7 protein-coding genes and 1 pseudogene are annotated in these 19,127 nt (G+C 70.5%); 3 read left to right on the plus strand and 5 right to left on the minus strand.

What is annotated here, in order from left to right; genetic code table 11:
* Window positions 1–29: 29 nt before the first annotated feature.
* Complete coding sequence (locus ACZ4WQ_RS14320; RefSeq protein ID WP_311729925.1) at window positions 30–1,115, minus strand: sensor histidine kinase; 1,086 nt, start codon at window positions 1,113–1,115, stop codon at window positions 30–32.
* Between the two features lie 261 nt (window positions 1,116–1,376).
* Here ACZ4WQ_RS14320 and ACZ4WQ_RS14325 point away from each other — a divergent pair, with 261 nt between their 5' ends.
* A complete protein-coding gene (locus ACZ4WQ_RS14325; protein WP_311729924.1) occupies window positions 1,377–1,742 on the plus strand; it encodes an MmpS family transport accessory protein in 366 nt (121 codons plus the stop codon).
* 168 nt (window positions 1,743–1,910) lie between these two features.
* Here ACZ4WQ_RS14325 and ACZ4WQ_RS14330 read toward each other — a convergent pair.
* The 3 genes and pseudogenes from ACZ4WQ_RS14330 to ACZ4WQ_RS14340 form a co-directional block, all read right to left on the minus strand.
* Window positions 1,911–2,338: pseudogene (locus ACZ4WQ_RS14330) on the minus strand (amidase family protein); the annotation flags it as partial.
* Window positions 2,339–2,374: 36 nt separating this feature from the next.
* Window positions 2,375–3,127 (minus strand): SDR family NAD(P)-dependent oxidoreductase, encoded by a 753-nt coding sequence (locus ACZ4WQ_RS14335; RefSeq protein WP_311729923.1) that lies wholly within the window; start codon window positions 3,125–3,127, stop codon window positions 2,375–2,377.
* 127 nt (window positions 3,128–3,254) lie between these two features.
* Entirely contained in the window at window positions 3,255–3,647 is a 393-nt protein-coding gene (locus ACZ4WQ_RS14340) for an ester cyclase (protein WP_398372040.1), read from the minus strand.
* A gap of 131 nt (window positions 3,648–3,778) precedes the next feature.
* Here ACZ4WQ_RS14340 and ACZ4WQ_RS14345 point away from each other — a divergent pair, with 131 nt between their 5' ends.
* On the plus strand, window positions 3,779–4,738 hold the full coding sequence (locus tag ACZ4WQ_RS14345) for an AraC family transcriptional regulator (protein ID WP_398372038.1): 960 nt from the start codon (window positions 3,779–3,781) through the stop codon (window positions 4,736–4,738).
* A 570-nt stretch (window positions 4,739–5,308) separates the two neighbouring features.
* Here ACZ4WQ_RS14345 and ACZ4WQ_RS14350 read toward each other — a convergent pair.
* Window positions 5,309–16,405, minus strand: a complete 11,097-nt coding sequence (locus tag ACZ4WQ_RS14350) for a hypothetical protein (RefSeq protein WP_398372036.1) — start codon at window positions 16,403–16,405, stop codon at window positions 5,309–5,311.
* A 678-nt stretch (window positions 16,406–17,083) separates the two neighbouring features.
* Between ACZ4WQ_RS14350 and ACZ4WQ_RS14355 the strand changes: the two genes are divergently transcribed.
* Window positions 17,084–17,368: a hypothetical protein gene (locus tag ACZ4WQ_RS14355; RefSeq protein WP_398372034.1), complete on the plus strand. Its 285-nt coding sequence runs from the start codon at window positions 17,084–17,086 to the stop codon at window positions 17,366–17,368.
* The last annotated feature ends 1,759 nt before the right edge of the window (window positions 17,369–19,127 follow it).

Here is a 19,127-nt window from a genome sequence, read left to right on the forward strand (position 1 = left end):
CTGGTCGTCAGCGATCACTACTGAGATGCTCACCGCGGTTTCCTGTCTGCCCAGTTCAGGGGTATCGATGCGGATAGTTCCCAGCCGCCTTCCGGCATCGGTCCGCTGCTGAGTTCACCGCCGAGTTCGTGGACTCGCTCCCGCAGACCGATCATGCCGAACCCACTGGGCAGGAACCAGGACCGTCCGTGGTGCTGGCCGGTCCCGTTGTCCCGAACGTGGATGACCAGCCGGCCTGCCGCGACCTCCATCCTTACGTGTACGGCGGACGCGGTGCGGGCGTGTTTGCGCACGTTGGTCAGACCTTCCTGAACCAAGCGCTTCGCGGTCTTGGCGAGCTGCGGTGGCCAGTCGTCGGCCTTCACCTCCTCGGCGATCTCCAGCGAGACACGCTGCCCTGCTGAGTCGGCACGCCTGATGAGTTCCTTGATGCTCGTCATCACGGGTGTCACCGGGGCCTGCGCCGTCGCGGTCTCAGACGTGCGCAGGAGTCTGACCATGCGTTGCATCGCCACCAAACCGTCCTGGCCGGTCTGCTCGATGTTGCTGAACAGGCTCCGTGCCGTCGCGGGGTCCTTCTCCACGATGTGCTCGCCGGCCTGGGCCTGAACAACGATGGCGGTGACGTAATGAGCCACGTGATCGTGCAGATCCCGAGCGAGGTCCAGCCGCTCGGCCCGCCGGACGTCGCGTGCGGCCGCCCGGCGCCTGCCATCCTCACTGCGCAGATAGCCACCCAGCAGCACGAAGGCCATGGGGAGGAGGACGAACAAGCCGTCGATGTCCCTGAACACCGGCAGGTCCGATACCACCGGAGCACGCTCCTGCGTCCGCATCGCCGCGACGAACAGTGGAACCGAGCACACCATGACCAGTGACGGCCGTGCATAGCGACAGGTCAGACACAGCAGGGCCAGAAGGCCGCACAGCTCGGCCCAGCCGGGGGTGCGCTGCAACACCGCACCTTGCACCAATGACGTGGTGAGCAACGAACAGGCCGCCACGCAAAGGCTGAGCCCGCACGCGATGACATGCCGGCCTGTGCCGTACATCCATGTCTGCGCCGCTGCGACCCCCAGGGCCAGGGCTCCGCTTGCCAAGACCGCCAGTCCCACATGACTCCTGCTCACGACAGACGCGTCGAGCAGGAAAGACAGTAAGCACAGGCCCGTCATGACGCTGGGCCCGACGGCGGGACGGTGGGGTACACGGAGCATGGGCAGAGCCTCAGGCAGCCCTTCAGTGACGAGGAGAGTTTCGTACTTTCGGCCGCCCCGAAGGCGGCGGATTCCGCCTTACGACCGAACCGACGCGGTCGCGCGCCACGAACAATAGGTCACACAAGACGAGCGAACCACCTACCCCCAGGAGTTGCCGTGACATCCGCCAAGACCCGCCCCCTCGGCAAGGTGCTGCTGGCAGTGGGAGCCCTGTCACTGACCGCAGTGATCGCCTGGAGCGTGTCCGGAGAGAGCTGGGACGTCAAGCTCGAAGTGGTCGGCGCTGGCAGCGGCAACGTCAGCTACTCCTTCTCCGGCGACAACGAGGGCGAGTCCGAGAACGACCAGGAGCTGCCCTGGAGCAAGGCCCAGAACGTCGGCTTCGGCTTCAACGACGTCACGGTCACCGACGCGGAACCGGGCACCGCCTGCCGCATCTACGTCGATGGAAAGCTCAAGGACGAACAGCGGACGCCGAATGCCGAGGGCAAGATCTCCTGCTTCGTGAACCTCCAGGACTGAGCCGTCCGCGTCACACCGTCTGCCTGGCGGACATCCAGTGGGAGATGCGGCTGGTGGCCGCCTGTGGCGACACCAGCCGCATCGCCTGTCAGCACGCGATGCCAGGCACGGGCCGGCTGGGACTTCCCTGTCCGGTGGGGGGCCGGCGCCGCCCATGACGGCCGGCCCCTGCGCGTACGGCCGGGATGGCTCCTGGGCGAAGTAGGGGTCGCCCCGGTTCCCGGCCGCGCATCCGGTCGGGCAGCGCCGCACTGTCAGGTACCGTGCGGCTGACGCCGAGTTGTACGGCCAGTCTGTTGAAGACCTCGTCGAAGTCGGGGCCCGCGGAGACCCGGCCGCGGGTGGGCTTCAGCCCGAAGAGGCCGTTGTAGGCGACGGGGACGCAGATCGAACCGGCGGCGGTGGCGTCTGCGATCGGGACCACTCCGGCTACAACGGCAGCGCCCGCTCCTCCGCTGGACCCGCGCGCTCTGCGCTGCGGGTCCACGGGTTGCGGGTCGCGCCGTACAGCACTCCGTCGTGCTGCTCCAGGCCATCTCCGGTGTCGCGGTACGCCCGAACGTCGCGAGGCCGACGCGTCGGAAGCGGCATGGAAGCTGGGACGCTTCAGATGCCACCCACCGTGTGGTGTCTCAGGTCTGGTTCTCGCCACCGTCGACGTAGACGTTCGCGCCGACGACGTAGCTGCTCTGGTCCGAGGCCAGGAAGGCCACGACCGCGGCGGCCTCCTCGGGCTGGCCCATGCGGCCCTTGGGCACGGTCGCGGCGACCTGCTCCTTGATGGCCCGGGCGGTCTCCTCGTCGCCAAAGGCGGCGGTGCCCCCGGGAGTCTCGATCCATGCCGGCGAGACCACGTTGACCCGGATGCCACGGCCCTTGAGCTCGGTGGACCACGTCCGCGCGAAGGACCGGACGGCCGCCTTCGACGCCGCGTACGCGCCGAACGCCTCCATTCCGCGGTCAGCGGCCGTCGAACCGACCAGGACGATCGAGGCTCCGTCGTTGAGCAGCGGCAACGCCTTCTGCACGGTGAACAGCGTGCCTCGGGTGTTGACCGCGAAGGTCTGGTCGAAGTGCTCCTCGGTGGTCTGTTCCAGCGTCATGAACGAACCGATCGCCGCGTTCGCCACGAGCACGTCCAGATTCTGGCCTCGCGCCCGGACCGCCTCATAGAGCCGGTCCAGGTCCTCCGGCTTCCCGATGTCGCCGACGACCGCGGTGGCCCGGTCCGTTCCGATGGTCTTGACGGCGGCCTCCAGCTCGGCCTCTCGTCGCCCGGTGACGAACACGTACGCACCCTCGGCCGCCAGCCGTACGGCGGTGGCCAGACCGATACCGGTGCTGCCCCCGGTGACCACCGCCGTCTTGCCTTCCAGCTGTCTCATGTGGGTGTCTCCATCACTTTCTCGTTGCCGATCCCTTCGAACATCGATAATGCAGGAGATCGCGGATACTATCCATGATGCAGAGTCCACAAATCTTTACGCATCGTCCAGGAGGAGCCCGAGTGGGTCAGCCCGCGAGCTGCTTCTTCAGGGCCTCGACGTCGTGGACGTTGGACATCTGCACGAACTTTCCGTCACGGATCCGGTACAGGGCGAACTCGTCGATCTCGATCGGAGCGCCAGTGGGGGCCACCCCGAGCCATTCCTTGGTGGGGGTGCCGTGGTTGACGGAGTGGCAGGCCAGGGTTTCACCGTGGATCGCCACCTCCTTGATCTCCCAGTACATGTCGGGAACCGCGTCCGTGATGCTCTTGAGCGCCGCGACTACGTCCGCGCGAGTGGCCGCCTCGCCGTGCGAGAGGATGGACTCGTTGACGAACTCGTCCATGCGGTCGAACTCATGCGCGTTGAGCGCCTCGCAGTAGCGGTCGTAGAACTCGCGAATGTTGAAGTCGGACATGACTGCCTTTCTCACCCGGCGTCCGGGCTGTACTCGTGTGCTCATGGTTCACCTGCGATATCGATACTGCGGGAGCAGCGGAGTACGATCAATGATGCAGAGTGCACAGTTCTTTACATATCGTCCAGGAGGTGTCGTCGGTGCTCGGATTCCGGGATCCAGTGGCTGACGCGATCGGCCTGCTCCGGCCCCGCACCGTGATCGGGCCCAGTCTCCGGGCCGCGGGTGAGTGGGCGTTGCGCTTCGACACGTTCTTGCACGTGCGGATCGGTGGCCTCGTGCGCGGCACGTGCTGGTTGATCCTCGATGGGCACGAGCCGGTGCTCCTGCATGAGGGTGACACCTTCATGCTGGGCAACCCGCCGCCCTACGTGCTGGCCAGCACACTCGACGCGAGCCCGCGCCCTGCGGAGCAGGTGTGGGCGGGTGCCGAGGACGGGTTCGTGCGGATCGGCCCCAAGTCCGAGGAGGACCTCTACCTCTGCGTCGGGCACATCGCGTTCGACGACGAGAACGCGGCCCTCCTGACCGATCTTCTGCCGCCGCTGGTAATCGTCCGCGTGGGCGATCCTCATGGCGGGCGGCTCGCGCAGCTGATCGATCTCCTGGCCACCGAGGTCGGGGTCGCCGCCGCCGGCGGCCCGCTGGTGCAGAACCACCTCGCACAGATCCTGCTCGTGCACATGCTGCGTGCTCACGCCGGTCAGACAGACCGGCCCACCGGCTGGCTGGGCGCCCTGAACGAGGACGGCATCGGTGCCGCCCTGCGTGCCGTGCACGCGGACGTGGCCCACTCCTGGAGCCTCAAGGAGCTCGCCGAGATCAGCCACATGTCGCGTTCCGCGTTCGCTCATGCCTTCAAGAGCCACGTCGGGGTCCCGCCGTTGGAGTACCTGATCCAATGGCGCATGAGCCTCGCGCGCGACGCCCTCGCCCGCGACACCCTGTCGATCTCCGAGCTCGCACGGGCCACGGGTTACCAGTCCGAGAGCGCGTTCAGCACCGCGTTCCGCCGCGTGGTCGGCTCATCGCCCGCACAGTTCCGGAACCAGGCACGGCAGCCGGCGCACTCAACCGCGAACGGAAACTGAAGAAGGCGCCCTCAGCTCAGCTGCGCCGCTCACGCCGGCGACGAAGACACCGGCACCCGCCCGCCGACACCACTACCAGCGACGCGGACACGCACCATGAACGACACTGCAGCACCGGCAGTGCCGCGGTGGGTGTCGGCAGGGCGTAACAGGCGGCCGGCCCCTTGCGGTGTTCAGCAACACGCTCCACAGCGGAACCGTGGCGTTGAACAGGTCCGTCGTGCCCGAGTCGACATACTCCTCGGCCAACGCCACGCCGCCCATGCCCACGGAGAAGAGCAGCACCCCGACGAGCGTGGCCCGCCGTCGCGAGGTGCCGTCAACCGCGGCTCGTGGCGGCGTTCGGCCAAGCCCCACTGCAGCAGACCCGCCGTCAGAAACCGGACCGAGCTGCGTCGAGACGCGCTGCACCGTCCCCTGCGTCACCGTCCTCACCATCCGCACCGCGGCTGCCTTCTGGCGCCTGTTCCTTCGCCATAACCCCATCCTCGTTCCCAAGGTCGGAAGCCTCCAACAAACTCAGCATGCTTCAGAACTCAACCGTTCCGGGCCTTCGTCGTTCCGACCCGGCTAGGAGAGCGAGCCCAGCGGGTACCGCGCTCCGCCGACCCCCTCCCGGCAGCGGTCGGCGCTCAGCATCCCCGACTGGCCGGGCATGGCCCTCCAGGCGTCCTCCCGCAGACGCTGCTGGTCGGCCTGGTGCCGGCGGACGTCGCGCAGCTCCTCCTGAAGCTGCCGGTGGTCCCGGTAGTGCTGGTCCCGAGCCGAAGTGGCCCGGATGACGGCGTCCTCGGCGCCACGCTCCCGGGTAGCGGCCTCCCGCATCTGATCGTCGGCGGCGGCGAGCCGGTCGCGCAGGTCTCCCACCTTCTCGGTGGCGCGATCCACCGCCCTCCGGGCCACGTCGGCCATGCCCTGCGCGCGGCCCAGCGCGCCCCGGGCGCTGTCGCGTTCGGCACGTGCTTCGGCCAGTGCGGCCCGGGGACCGGGACCCGCCTGCGGCGTCGGCTCATGCCCGTCGGCGGTGAGCAGCCGCAGCTGGGCGGCTTCCTGGTCGACCTCCCGCCGGGCGTCCAGTACGGCTTGCTCCGTCTGCGCGAGCCGCTGCTCTGCCGTCGTGACCGCCGCCGCGTGTGGCGCGGCCTCCTCCTCGGCGGCCGCGCGTGCCGCCTCGGCGTCGCGGAGACGATCGGCGAGGGAGTCGCGGGCGGACCTGGCGGCGGCGTCTGCCGCCGCGGCGGCGTCCCGCGCCTCGGTCGCGGTGGTCAACTCCCGCCGCGAGTCCGCCAGTCGCGACTCGGCCTCCGCCTCCCTCGGCACCAGCTCCGTCTCCCGGGCGACCTGGTCTGCCTCGGCGGCGGTGGCGTCGGTGGCCGTGACGATCGCGGCGCGCAGCCGGTTCCAGGTGTCCTGGGTGGCCGGAGTGAGGTCGACGAGCGAACCGTCGGCGCCGAACGGCCAGAACCGCAGTCCTGTCGCTCCGCGCACCACCAGTTCCACCGGCCGGCCGGCCGCCACCGCGGTGCGCGACCCCACGTACAGAGCGCGGGCCAGCGCGGTGCCGTCCGGGTCGGCGCCCAGATGGAGCCAGAGCTGAGCGCCGTTCTCCCGCTCGTCCAGTCCCCGGGCGAGCACCGCGGGCAGCTCGGTGACCGGATGCGTCCGCCAGTTCCGCAGCGTGTCGTTCGGCTGCTCGGCGAGCATCGACGGCAGGTCGTACACCTGGGAGGCGGTGCGCGGCGCGGTGACCCCGTAGCCGAGCAGGTCACGCTCGTAGACACGGGCGGTCGCGCTGCCGATGACGTAGCGGGTCTCCTCCCCGGTGACTGTGATCACCACGTCCACCATGGTCTCGTAGCTGCGTGTGGCGGGCTCTGTCCCGGAGGCGGCGGAGGAACCAGTCTTGACGCGATCCCAGCCGCCGGCGGAGGCCGAGACGCCACCCGCACGCGAGAGGGGCTGCCGGTTCAGGACTGGCAGGGTGAAACTGACCAGGTGCATGTTCGCGTCGTTGCCGCTCTGGGTCCACTGGTAGCCCAGACCGGCAGTCGAGGCCGCCGACGCGGAACTGCCGACCGAGTGCGACGTCACCCGCAACCGGTCGACCGCGATGTCGTCCGCCTCGGTGATCGGCCGCGGGTTGTGCAGCGTCACCTGGAGGCGGGGGACGACCGGTTCGCTCTCGATGGGCCAGTCACCGGGCATCGTGGGGGTCAGACCCGCCGCCGTGCGCGGCGCCTCGACAGGGATCTCCCCGGCCTGCACGAGTTCCCCCAGGCGCAACGCCGCCGCCTCCGGCGTGAGGTCGGCCGTCAGGCCCCACGAGCCGGAGAGCCGCGGCGCCACCGTGCGCAGTGCCTCGGCCAGCTCGTGGAAGGCGTTGAACCCGTAGACCGGGGTCGCGCCGGTGGGGATCAGCCGGGACCCGGCCGTGAAGGTCGGCCCGCCGAGCGGAAGTGGAGCCTGCGGCGCGGGCAGCCGTGGGTCGGCCTGAGTGATACGGGGCCGCACCGCCGGTTCGTGCCGGAGGGGTGCGACGGCCTCCGAGCCGGCGAACCGCAGTGACACCGCCGCCGGGACCCGGACCTGGTGGGCGGGCCTTCCGCGCAGCAGTCTGCCGATTCGGGCGATCAGTGGGCCGCCGTCTTGATCGGTCAGGGTCAACAGGCCGGATTCCAGGGCTCCGCCGACCAGATCCGGCGGCCAGTCCTGAAGGAGTTCCGCGCGCACCGTCGCGGTGATGGTGTAGCCGATGTCGTCGAAGTCCGCGGCGTTCTCGGTCCTGGCCCAGTAGGAGTCCTGCGCTGCGCGGGCGGTACGCGAGCTCCGGCCGCGGGTCCCTGTGCCGGACAGCACGGGACCGGTCCGGTCGGTGCGGCCGGACCGTGCCTGAGGACGCGGGTACCGGGAGATGGGGTTCGCCGACACCTGCAGGGAGCGGGTGACCGTCTCGGACTCGGAGCGGTTGCCCGGGGCATGGGAAGCGATCTGGTCTATGCCCACCCCGGCGCCGGCGGGCCGGCCGCGGACCTCGCGTCGAGCCGGGGGCTGGGCCACGGGCTCGGCGGAGAGAGCGACCTCCACGAGACGGCTGCCGTGCCGTCCGGCGTGGCGGAACCAGAGGCTCACCCCGCGTCGGCCCGGAAGCGCCCGCAGTCCGGCGGGCGAGGTCATGTCGGCGATACGGGCGGCCACTCCCTTCCGATAGGCGAAATGCCCGGGTCGGGTCACGCCCGGCGCTTCCCTTTCCACCAGCGTGAGCAGCTCGCGCCGCAGCCGGTCGCGGCTCTCGTTGCGCCGTATCGGGTCGTCGAGCTGGGTGACGGACAGGACGCTGGCGAAACCGATGTCGCCGCTTACCACGTAGTGCTCCGGCAACGGCACCGTGTCCGGCTGCACAACCGGCCGGGGTAGCTCCGCCACGCCGGTGAACCAGTGTTCGAAGCGGACCAGTTGGCTGTCGGAGAGCTGGAACCGGACGGCGCGCGGGAGGTCGATCGCGAGGGTGATGTCCTCGCGTCCGCCCAGGCCCGCGACGTTCATGGCGACGTTCCGGGTGCCCTGACGGAGGGTCACGAGCAGAGTGGCGTCGGCTCCGATGAGGTGGTGTTCCGCGGCCTGCGTCGGGGTCCGTACGACCGAGGAGCCGGCGGACCGCTCGCTCGTCCTGGCTGTGCGGTGAGTGTAGACCCCCCGCACGCTGGGGTTGGCCAGCGAGGCCCTCTGCGGCGTGCCGTCGGAGGCCGGCGGGGGCGGCGACTGGAGCGCGCTGAGTCCGCCGCCGTACTGATGGGAGGTGGTGACGGAACGCCCCTGCGCGGACGTGTCGTTGGCGGCCAGGTTGCTTTCCGCGTAGGTGTTGTACGAACCGTGGTAAGTGGGATTGTGCAGATATCCTGCGATCTCCACGGACAGCTCCTGGTCGGCGAGCAACCCGGGCAGGGTCAGACCTTCCATGACGTAACCGCCGTTGAAGATCTGCCCGGCGCGGGCGAGCAGGCTGGCGGCCCTCAGCTGCTGGAACAAGACCTCCCCCGCGAACGCATGCTGGTCCTCGACCGCCGCACCGGTCAAGTACTCCCAGAGCCGGTTACCGGGCCCGGTCACCGCACTCGGCAACTGGCTCGCGGCTGCCTGGACCCATTGTCCGAACGTGCCGACGGCCGGATGGCCGGGATACGTGCCGGTGACGATCTGCCGGAACGCCTCCTGGAGGGCCGCGCTGCCGCGGAAGACGTCCACGTTCGCGTCATCCGGCAGCCTCAGCAGCCCCTCCCGCGGGCGCCCCGCTTCGTCCGTCAGGCCCAGCCGCACGTGGTCGTCGTCCTGCCCGCCCCCGGTGATGGGCGCGCGGACCCGGTGCGGCGCGGCCGGCACCACGGGGCGCGAGTCCCACAGCAGGGTGCGGTGATGCGGCACCACGAGGCGGACGCGTCCGGTGGCGAACGGCGGAGCGGGTACGGCCGGCTGGATCGCCGCGGTGTCTGCCCCGAGCGCCGGTTCGGGCGTCGGTTCGGCGGCGAACCGGACCGTAGGCTCCTCGGCGGTGCCCTCGTAGAGATCCAGCGTGAACAGAGCCGGAATCTCGAAGAGTTCGGTGCCTGCGTCCAAGGTGATGTTGAACGGGTCGATGCCGGACGCGGATCCGGCACTCGTGGCGGTTTCGTGCCGCCTTCCCCAGGTGTAGTCCCCGGTTGCGTCCAGTGCCGCGGCGCTACCGTCGACCGGGAAGCGCGGACCGCCTCCGGCGCCGACGGTGCCGCCGAACTGGTTGCTGCGCTGCCGGCCGCCGCGCGCCTCAAGGGAAAGGAAGGTCACGGTATCCACGTCCGGCAACCGCCGCGCGTGCACGGCGGGCGGCAGCCCGGCCTCCGCCTGGGCTGCGGGCGGGGTGCGGTCGCGAGTGGCGGAGAACCGCAGCTGCACGCGGCGCGTGCCGCCGCTCACGTGGTCGGGGAGCTCGAACCACAAGGGCCTGCCCCCGTCGACCGCGTCGGGCATCGCGGCGGCCTGCCCGAGCCGGGAACGCAGTTGCGCGAACCTGCGCAGATTCTCCAACTGCTGTTCGGCACGGGTCTCGTTGAAGACGGACTCGCGTTCGGCCGGCGGCAGGAAGCCCTCGCGCCGCAGCCATGTCTCCGCCCGGTCGAACATCGGCCCGGTGCCCTCGGGGGCGACGGGCACGGCGGAGTATCCGATGCTCTCCAGGTTCTCCAGGTGCTCGGGGAGCCGTCGCCGCTCCTCCGGCGTGGGAACGTGACCGGTCGTGGTGCTCCGCTGCGGCAGCCGCAGGGACACACCGTCCGGCCAGGGGCCGAAGGAGCCGGTGATCTCGCCGCCGCCCGAGCGGATGAGCGTGACGCGGTAGGTGATGTCCGCCGGTGTGACCAGATGGCCGCTGGTCGTGTAGAGGGCGTGCATCAGCGCCACGGAGCTGCTGGTGTTCAGCGCGTCACCGGACTGCCAGGACACGCCGGCCTTGGCCATGATGCTTCCGCCCATGAGCCTGGCCGCGTCCGGATGGCCGACCTCGTGGTCGGGGGTGAACATGGGCCCGCCGCTGCCGTCGAGCGCGACACCACTGGTGAGCCGTGACGACTGCTCCACACCGGAGCTCTGGGTGAGCCAGGACTCCAGGGAGAACTTTCCGTCCGGTGTCCCGGCGGCGGGCCTCTGGGGCAGCACGGTGGCTTCGAGCCGGAGCACGCCCAGCGAGTCGCCGTGCCGGTCGAACAGCACCGGCGAGTGGACGCCGCCGTCACGCATCATCGGCAGGCTGCCCCTGAGGGTCCGTTCGGAGAGGAACTCCTCCAGTTCCTCGTGGGAGTCCGCGCCCAGGTTGTTCAGCACGGTGAAACCTTCGTCCGCGCGCAGTTCGTCCAGCAGCCTGCCCGGATCGAGGACCTCGTCGACGCCCCACAGCGGCAGGTCGTCGAGACCTGCCGGCTCGGGCAGCGGCCCGGCGGCGCCGCCGTCGCCGAAGACCCGGTGCTCGGGGAACCAGACGGTCAGCGGTCCCCCCGCCCGCTCCGTGCTCCAGGCGTCCACCGGAGCGTTGCGGTCCGTGTCGATCCGTATCTGCCAGCGGCTGGTGTACTGCACGGCGTGTGCCGGATCGTTGGCGCGCTGCATGCTCCTGGCCGTCAGGCCGTCGCTGACCGTGGACGACTCGGAGGACTGGTTGTGCGTCAGGCTGAGCACCAGGGCGCCGTCGAACCAGCGCAGCGGCCCGGCCGGACCGTCGTAGATTCCGATCCACGGGATCGGTACGGTCCGCATGGTGCCGGAGCCGGCGCTCCGGGAGGAGGACTGTCCCCCCTCGCCTTGCCGCTCCAGGGTCGTCCGGCGCGGAACCTCGCCGGAGGTGCCGGCGCGGGAGGACGGCACAGGGTCGGTCAGCCGCAGCCGGACATCTACCGTGTGCTCCTGGCCGTCCACGGTGACGGTGACGCGGTATCCACGGGCGCTGCGCACCTGCGGCAGTTCCCGGGCGATCTCCGACTGGCCGAGTACGGCGGCGAGTTCCTCGCGCACCGGACCATCGGCCGCGCTGCCGGGCTCCACTCCCAGGCCGTCGAGGACCTGCTGGTGGAGCGCGCCGAGCACGTCCTCGGACAGCGGCTCGTACAGGACGAGTCCCACGGAGCCGTCGAACCTCGCGCCGTAGGTCAGCGCGTACGGAGACAGGGTGCGCGGCGGCTCCTCCTCCGCGGGCACGGCGGGGATCACGTCCATCCCGTCGTCGGCGGGCACGTCGAGGATCGTCACCGCGTCCGTGTCCTGCTCGTCCCTCGTGTCCCAGGCCGTTCGCGGGGGTGTGGTGGTCTCCTCCGCGGGAGGGGGCGTCAGGGCGCTCTCCGCGACCGGGGCGGAGACTTCGTTGGTCTCCACGACCTGGGCCGGAGGTGTCCGGGTGACCGGGGTACCGGGGGAGGTACCGGCCCGCTGGGAATCCGGCGTGCTCGGTCGCGGTTCGGAGCCGAAGAACACGGCGGGGCGCGCCGAGTCCCCGGAAGCGACGGCAGTCGGCCTCGCCGGACTCCCTCCGTTGCGTGCGCCGGGGTCTGCCGGCGCCGTCGAGGACGACGCCGTGGCAGCGGGACGCGTGGTGGTGCCAGGAGGCGTACTGCTGTCGGCGGACGTGGTGCCCCAGCTGTAACCCGAGGTACCCGCGAGCTGCGACACGTCGGGCCGTCGAGCCTGCCGGGCCTGGGCGGTGGGTTCGGTGGCCGCCCATCGCGCGGTGTAGGGGGCGGGGTTTTCCTGCTGGAGAAGGGCGACCGGCCGGCCGGTCTCCGGGCCGGTCGTCCAGGGGGAGCCGTCCGGCGTCAGCACGGTCAGACGCAGCCCCAGTACGGGCGCGGCCACGGCCAGGGTGAGCCAGTCCGTGGCCTCAGGGCCTGATCCGGTCCGCAGGGCACGGGCGGCCTCGTCCGCGGAACCGCCGAAAGCGGTCACGAGCGGGGCTCCCGACGGCCTTGTCTGTCCTGCCACCGCGGACCACAGCCGTTGTTCGTCCGGCGGCAGTCCCAGGTCGGCGGCGAGCGCGTCGGCGAGCGCGGTCCGCAGCTCCTCCGGACCGGCGGGCCTGCTGTACCCCGCCAGTCGGCCGCTCTCGGCCGGGGCGACGGCGGTCAGCGCGTGCGCCAGCACGTCCCCGCCCGGCAGGACGTACACCGGCGTCAGCCCGCGCTCGGCGAGCTGCTCCTCCTGGGAAAGGGGCGGCTGCCCGGTGATGGGAGCCTGCGCCTCGACGGCAGCGGGGCGCTGCTCCTCGGTCGAGGACAGTTCCCGGACGGGCACGGGCCGCGGCTCGATGGAAGGGGCGGGCTCCGCCGCGGCCCGGGCGGGTGCGGACTGCTCCGGGGCAGTGTAGGTGGCGGTCGGGGGAACGGGCCGGGACCCCGTCGGCTCCGGAAGGGCGGGCTGAGCCAGGTGCTCCTCGTCGGGGACGGGAAGGGTCTCACGCCGCCGTCCCTCCGCCGGCGTGGCATGGGGTTGCCCCGGACCTCCTGGCTCAGGCATCACCGTCCCAGTCGGCAGCGACGCATCATCCGACACACCAGATCGACCTGACAGCTCCCCCGTCACCTGTGCTGCGGGGCGCGTCGTCTCCTCGGCCTGCTGCGACCGCCGAGGCGCCGGTGCCATAAGAACGTCCGCCGACTCCGAGGACTCGCCACGCCCACGGGCGTCGCTGCGGCGCTCGTAGGCAGCTTGAGCGGCTGCCCGCAACCGCACATAGAAGGGGTTGTTCTGACTGGTCTGCCACATGTGCAAATAGATCAGCATCTGATTGAGCACGGTGTCGTACTCGACCAAGGTGCCGGATGCGTCTCCGGCCGCCTTCCCCCAGCCGACCAAGCGTTCCTTCTGTGCGGTGGTGATCTTCCCCGACCCCTCGAAGTTGTACGCGTACCTCTCCAGCGTGCGCGGTTGCGCGCCGTAAACCAACTTCTCCTGCAGCATTATCTGCTGAAATTCGCTGAACTCCCGGTCCCCGGCCAAGGCCGTCTTGAGATCGTTGAGAGTTCGGCTGCGTTCCGCCGCCAGCGAACCGACCTCCGCGTCGGTCGCCCCAGATCGCACCAGCTCCATCACCGGGCTGCTGCCGAACGCCTGATGGGCCGCGACATGAGTGAATTCGTGGGCGATGTGACCCAGCAGGAAGGAGGTACCGCCTCTGACCTGAGGGTCGACGTTGAAGGTGTACTCCGCGCCGTCTCCCGCGCTGTTGAGCTTGATGCCCGGCATGCTGCCCCGGGGGAACTGCATCACGGTCACCAGCGGTTCTACGGCCATCAGTTCCTCAATGACGGCGCGAGTCTCCGCGGGCAGCGTGCGGTCGTCGCGGAGCCTGCCCAGCTTGTGGACATAGTCGCTCATCATCGCGTGGAATCGGTCCGAAGGAACGGCCTGGGCTGCCTTCTGAGCCTCACCAGCCGGACTCCGACGGTCGAGGTCGGGGTTCTTCCCTTCCCTCAGGGCCCCGTCGATCTCGGTCAGCAGGTCCCGGAAGACGTTCTCGGGGTTGAGCTGCCGCATCGCCGCCTCGGCCTGCTGGGCGAGCCGCTGTGTGCCCTCGACGCGGGACCCTTCACCCTGCTTGTGGGCCACGTAGGCGCGAGAGCTCTCGGCGATGGCTTTGAGGGCGAGCAGACGGGCGCCCTGTCTGCTGCCGGGCAGGGCATGGAAGGCCCTGAGTTCCTCGTCGATGTCAGCGATCCTGGAGCTGCTGCGCAGCCCCGGTGCCGTCGTACTCTGCTTGAACTCTCTTTCCGTCATCATCGGGGACGCCGGCAGCGGCCGGGGTGCTGTGGCGGGGGGAGCCAGCAGGATCTCCACGTCCACCGGCAGTGGGCGGGTGATCGCGTCGGCCGGCTCGGGCGCCTCCGGCGTCTCCGACTGGCCGGCCGGTGACGTAGGCAGCTCCGCTTCAGGCTCGGCCAGGGCGTGTGTTGGTAGTGCGTGTTCGGCTCGGTCCCACAGTTGGCGGAAGCCCGTGAGGATGTAGGGGTAGTCCCTGCTGCCGAGGTTCGAGGTCCGGCCAGGGCCATAGAGCCTCCGCAGCAGCGGCAGCAGTGCCGGGTCGTGCTGCTCCACCCAGTCTGACCCGTTGTTGCGCGGGCGGCGCCGCGAGTTGCGGTCCATGCCGGTGTTCGCACCGAGATAGGCGTTGCTGAGCTGCGCGAAATACTCGTCTGCGTTGCTGGACGAGTGGTTGGGGGCAGGCCCGTCCGGCCATTGAGCGGGCGGTTTCGCGGCAGCCTTCGCCTCGTACACGTCGCGGATCAACTGCCGGTCCTCGGCGCTCAGCACCGACTCGATCGCGTGCGCCCACTCATGACGGGCAAGGGAGTACCCGTCGTCGTAGAAGTCGTCGCCGAGCACGTCGGTGGTCTCACCCAGCAGGTTCTCCTCGCCGACGCCGACCAGAAGGCGGCGGCGGTGGAAGAGTCCCCGTGCGACGTCGAACGACTGGTGGCCCTTCTTCTCGGCGAACTCCTCAAGCGACGTCATCGGCCGGTTCCGGGGCACCACGACGAGGCGACGGCCCCCGGTCAGCAACGCCACCGCGATCTGCGGATCGGCGAGCATGTCCGCGACCAGGGCTTCCGCTTCCGCCCGGGCGGCCTCGGGCTGTTCCACACCGTCAGGAACGACGACCAGCAGCCGCGCCGCCACCGCCGTGAAGTCCTCCACGGACAAGCCGGCACGCAACTGCTCCACGAACGCCCGGTCAGCAGCCAGGAGCTCCCGGTCCCGCCGCGGCAGCGACGCCAGTTCCCGTGCCCGCGCGTCCGCGTCCGTTGCGACGAGCCGGGCCGCGGTCTCCACGAGAGCCGGCGGGAGAGGAGTGGGTGACGGGGCAGGGGCAGGGGCGGGTCCCGCCGACACCGTGCTGCCGGCCGGTCGTACTGACGGCGCAGTCCTGGCGGGCGGCGCGAACAGGAAGTCGGGCTGGGCGGGGGCGAGGGGCCGGCCGACCGGCGGCAGTCCGCGATCCAGCCTCGCCTCGTTGTAAAGGCTGAGGGAGAGGACCGCCAGGGTGTCGCTGTCGCGCGCGATGGTCTGCGGAGTCTGCTCCATCGACGCGTAGCTCCGGGCCTCCAGCCTCACGACGGCAGGAACAATAAGCGCCCGACCTCGGCGGTCGGGATTGGCATCCAGTGTGGGGAAGTCGGTACGGATCCCCAGTGCCTCGTACTGGCTCACGAACCGTTCCGGCCTGTGCAGGAGCAGGTTGTCGAGGTACTGGCCGACCGTCGCGCGCAACGGGCCGGGTGACATGGTCAGCGGCAGGTCGAGGACGCTCCCGCCCCTGACGACGGTCTCGGCGAAGCGGGCGGCGATGCTCCGCGCCCGATGCTCAAGATACGCGCGGGGCCCCTCACCAAGGCTGCTCCGCAGGGCCGCGAGAGAATCGCGGGAGGCCACCGCAGTGAGGTCCTTCGGCCGCTGTGTCCGGTCGAGCGTTGCTCCTCGCACAGTGGCGGCGACCTGGGTGTATCCGAGCGCGATCACACCTTCCAGTTCGTCGCCGTCCCACGGGTTCGCGGCATCGGCCCAGCGCGGGTACTGGCTGAGCCAGCGTGCGAAGTCCTGACGGGCCCAGGCACCGAATGCGAGGCCGGCGCCCGCATCCTCATGAGCGATCTGCACGGGTGGGGACTCGCGCCGCATACGGCCCCTGACGTGTTCGATGAACGCCACGAGTCGTGAGGTCGGAGCGGTCGCCGTGTGATGCACCAGCGTCGCGTATCCGGCCTCGTTGTTCCTGACCGGCAGATCCTCCGCGAGGGGATCCACTACATATCCTGCCGATTCGGGGAAGATCTGCCCGAGTCTCGCTCCCGGCCTCGCGTGCCGGAGCCGGGACATCACGTCGTTGACGGCCGCCTGCACCTCGGACCGTTCGGCCCGGCCGTCCGCCGGCCCTCGCACCAGAACACGAGCCGGCTTCGTGACGATCTCAGGGACCGGCACTCCCCCAGCCTTGTCCAACGTGATCGTCAGAAGGCCGGGCAGCTCCGCGATGTCGCCGAACTCCTCGATCTCCGCGCCACGGGGCAGCTCCACCCGGTACCGGTGCAGCTCGGCCTCCACCCCAATGGCCGGAGCGAACCCCTCCACCGCTCCCGGAGCGGCAGAGACCAGCGGTGCCACAACGGGCGGTTCACCTCGCCGCGAAGAAGGCCCAGGCTGGGCGGAATAGCCCCCACGCACAGGAGTATGCCTGGAAGCACGCTGCTCCGCCCTGTCGCGGACGGAAACACGCGCCGGAGTGGCAAGCTGATCCATCCTGTCGCGGACCGCCGCCTCCAGACGCGAAACAGCATCCCATCGCCCGCTCTCCGGCCCCTTGTCACTCTTCCATTCCGTCACACTGACCAGCACACGCCGCAAATCCTCAGTCCCCGCATCGCGTGGCAACCGCGACACCGCCCGATCAATGGCACGCAGCGCGGAAGAACGGCGCGACCCGCCACTCGCCGAGATCCTCGGCCAGTCATGAATCGGATCCAGCCCCACCTCGCGAGCCGGCGGCGCGAAGAGGACGTCCGGCCCTTCGGACTCCGACCCTAGCCGGTCTTCCCCTTCCCCAGCAGAGCCCGGCACCGCGGAGGAGGAGGATTCCGGAGACTCGTCCGAGGACCCGGTCAGGACGGTCTCCGCACCGGACGCGGCCACCGAACCCGAGGCGGAGCCGATCGCGGTCGACTCTGCCGAGGACGTGGGCGCCGTGGGGACGATGCTCCCTGCGGGCGGAACGGCCTCTGGCGCCGCGGTGTCGGCACCCCTCCCGCCCGGCACCGGCAGAGCCGACAGTTGCTCGGAGTCCGGTTGCGGCCGCGCGCCGGCCTCGGGCTCCGGCCGGGGCTGCGGCACGGGCTGCGGCTGCGGCTGCGCTGCGGGCTGTGCGGCGACCTCGGGGCCCCTGACGAGGGAGCCCAGCAGGGCCGTCGCCGGCAGGTGCCCGGCGCGCAGGTGCTCTGCGGCGACGAGTTCCACGACCTCCTCGGGCCGTGCCACGACTCCCAAGGGGTTCTGATCCGGGGCGACTTGCTGAATACGGTCCAACACCGCGCGTTCGGCCCAGAGCAGAGACTCCTCCCGGCGTTCCGGTGACACACCCGGATCCGCGAGCCGCGCCCGGGCGGCATCGATATCGAAACGCGCCGAGCCCGGGTGACGGTGACTGGGGGAAGGAGCGTCCGGCACAGGGGTGGTGCCCGTGGTGGGCGCCGTGTCTGTGTCCCGACGGGGGACCGGAACCTCGCCGCCCTCCTGGTGTCCGCTCGTACGCCCGCCCCGCTCCGCGCCGGTGCCGGGGTCCGCCGTGCGCGGCGGCGTGCCGACCGGCTCGGACGAGGTGGAGTCCTCCACCCTCGACGCGGCAATCGGGCCGGCCGTGCCCCTGTCCGGCGTCGTGGCGGGTACGGGAAACACCGGCATTCCGTGCGATGGGGCGGAGGGGGGCACGATGTGGTCCGTCTGCCCCGGGGTACGCACGGGGGTCCCGTCCTCGGCCTCCCTGACGGGGCCGTTCCCCGCCCTGGGTGCGCCGAGCCGGTCACCGTCCGGTGTGCCGGCCGAGTGGGTGACGGTGTCGCCTGTCGACGACGGCCGCGTGGGATCGGCAGTGGGGTCGGCGGTCGGGTCGGCGGTCTTCCCGGAAGGCCGCGCCTTGTCGGGCGAGGACGGACGGACGTTGTCCCCGGCTTTCGGGCCGGAGCCGCGGTGCCCCGATGAGACGAGGGGTTCCGTGACGGGCCGGTCCGAGGTGGGCCGCGGTTCGGTGGCGGAGCCGTCATCACGGCGCGCATCCGCGAGTTGGGCATCCGGCTTCCTGGCCTCAGCCGGGGACACGTCGCGCCCTTCGTCACGGCCGGCCGGACCCTGCCCCGCTTCGTCGGGGCTGAGGTTCCTGGAACCGTTCCCGGAAGACTGCGAGGTGCGGGACGACGACGGACGGGCATCGTCTCCGCCGGACCGGGCGCTCCTCTGGCCGGCGGGCTGGTCGCCCGAAGAGTGTGTCGTGGTGTAGGTGACACTGTCACTGCCGTTGTTGGAGCGCAGGTTGCCGCCACCGGCACCCGAACCCTTGTCACCGTCAGCAGCGAACGGACTCGGCGACCCCGCACCAGACTCCGGCCGTGACGAGGTGGGGGCCGACGTGGACTCCGCCGTGCTCTGGTCCGACTTCGGGCTTGTCGTCTCCGAGGACTGCTCCTTGGTGGACGAGGACGAACGGCCGTCCTCCGCACCAGGCCGAGTATCGATCCGGGGGCCAGCACCCCTGCCAGCTCCAGGGCGCTTGCCCGGGGACGGTGTCTCGACTTGCGTGGTACTGCTACTGCCGCGATTGGTGCGCAGGTTGCCGCCACCGGCACCCGAGCCCCTGTCACCGTCGGGCGACCTACCGGGAAGGTCAGCGATCCCAGCGGGCCGGTCATAACCAGGACGCGAACTCCCCGACGACTTCCCACCCGTTTCCGGAGCCTCGGCAGGCGACTGGTCCGCAAAGTCCTTCAGCCCGACAATCCGGCCATTACCAGGACGTGGACTCCTCGAGGGCTTCCCACTCGTTCCCGGAGTTCCTTCCGCCCCGTCCTTCGCCCTGCCCGGCGGCTGCGCAGTGCGACCATCCTGATCACCCTGACCCCCACCCGACTCTCGGCGCGGGTTGCCGACAGGATCCGAACCACCAGAACCCCCCGGCTTGGAAGACTCCCCCGTCGGGCCGGGCTTGGAATCCGGTGTCCGATGTGGCTTGACCTGCTGACCGTCCTCCAACCGCTGACCCGGATTCACCATGGCATCCGAACCACCAGAACCACCAGACCTGGAAGACTCCCCCGCCGGACCCGGCTTGTCCCCCGGCCCC

It is taken from the genome of Streptomyces sp. NPDC028305 (assembly GCF_055569495.1).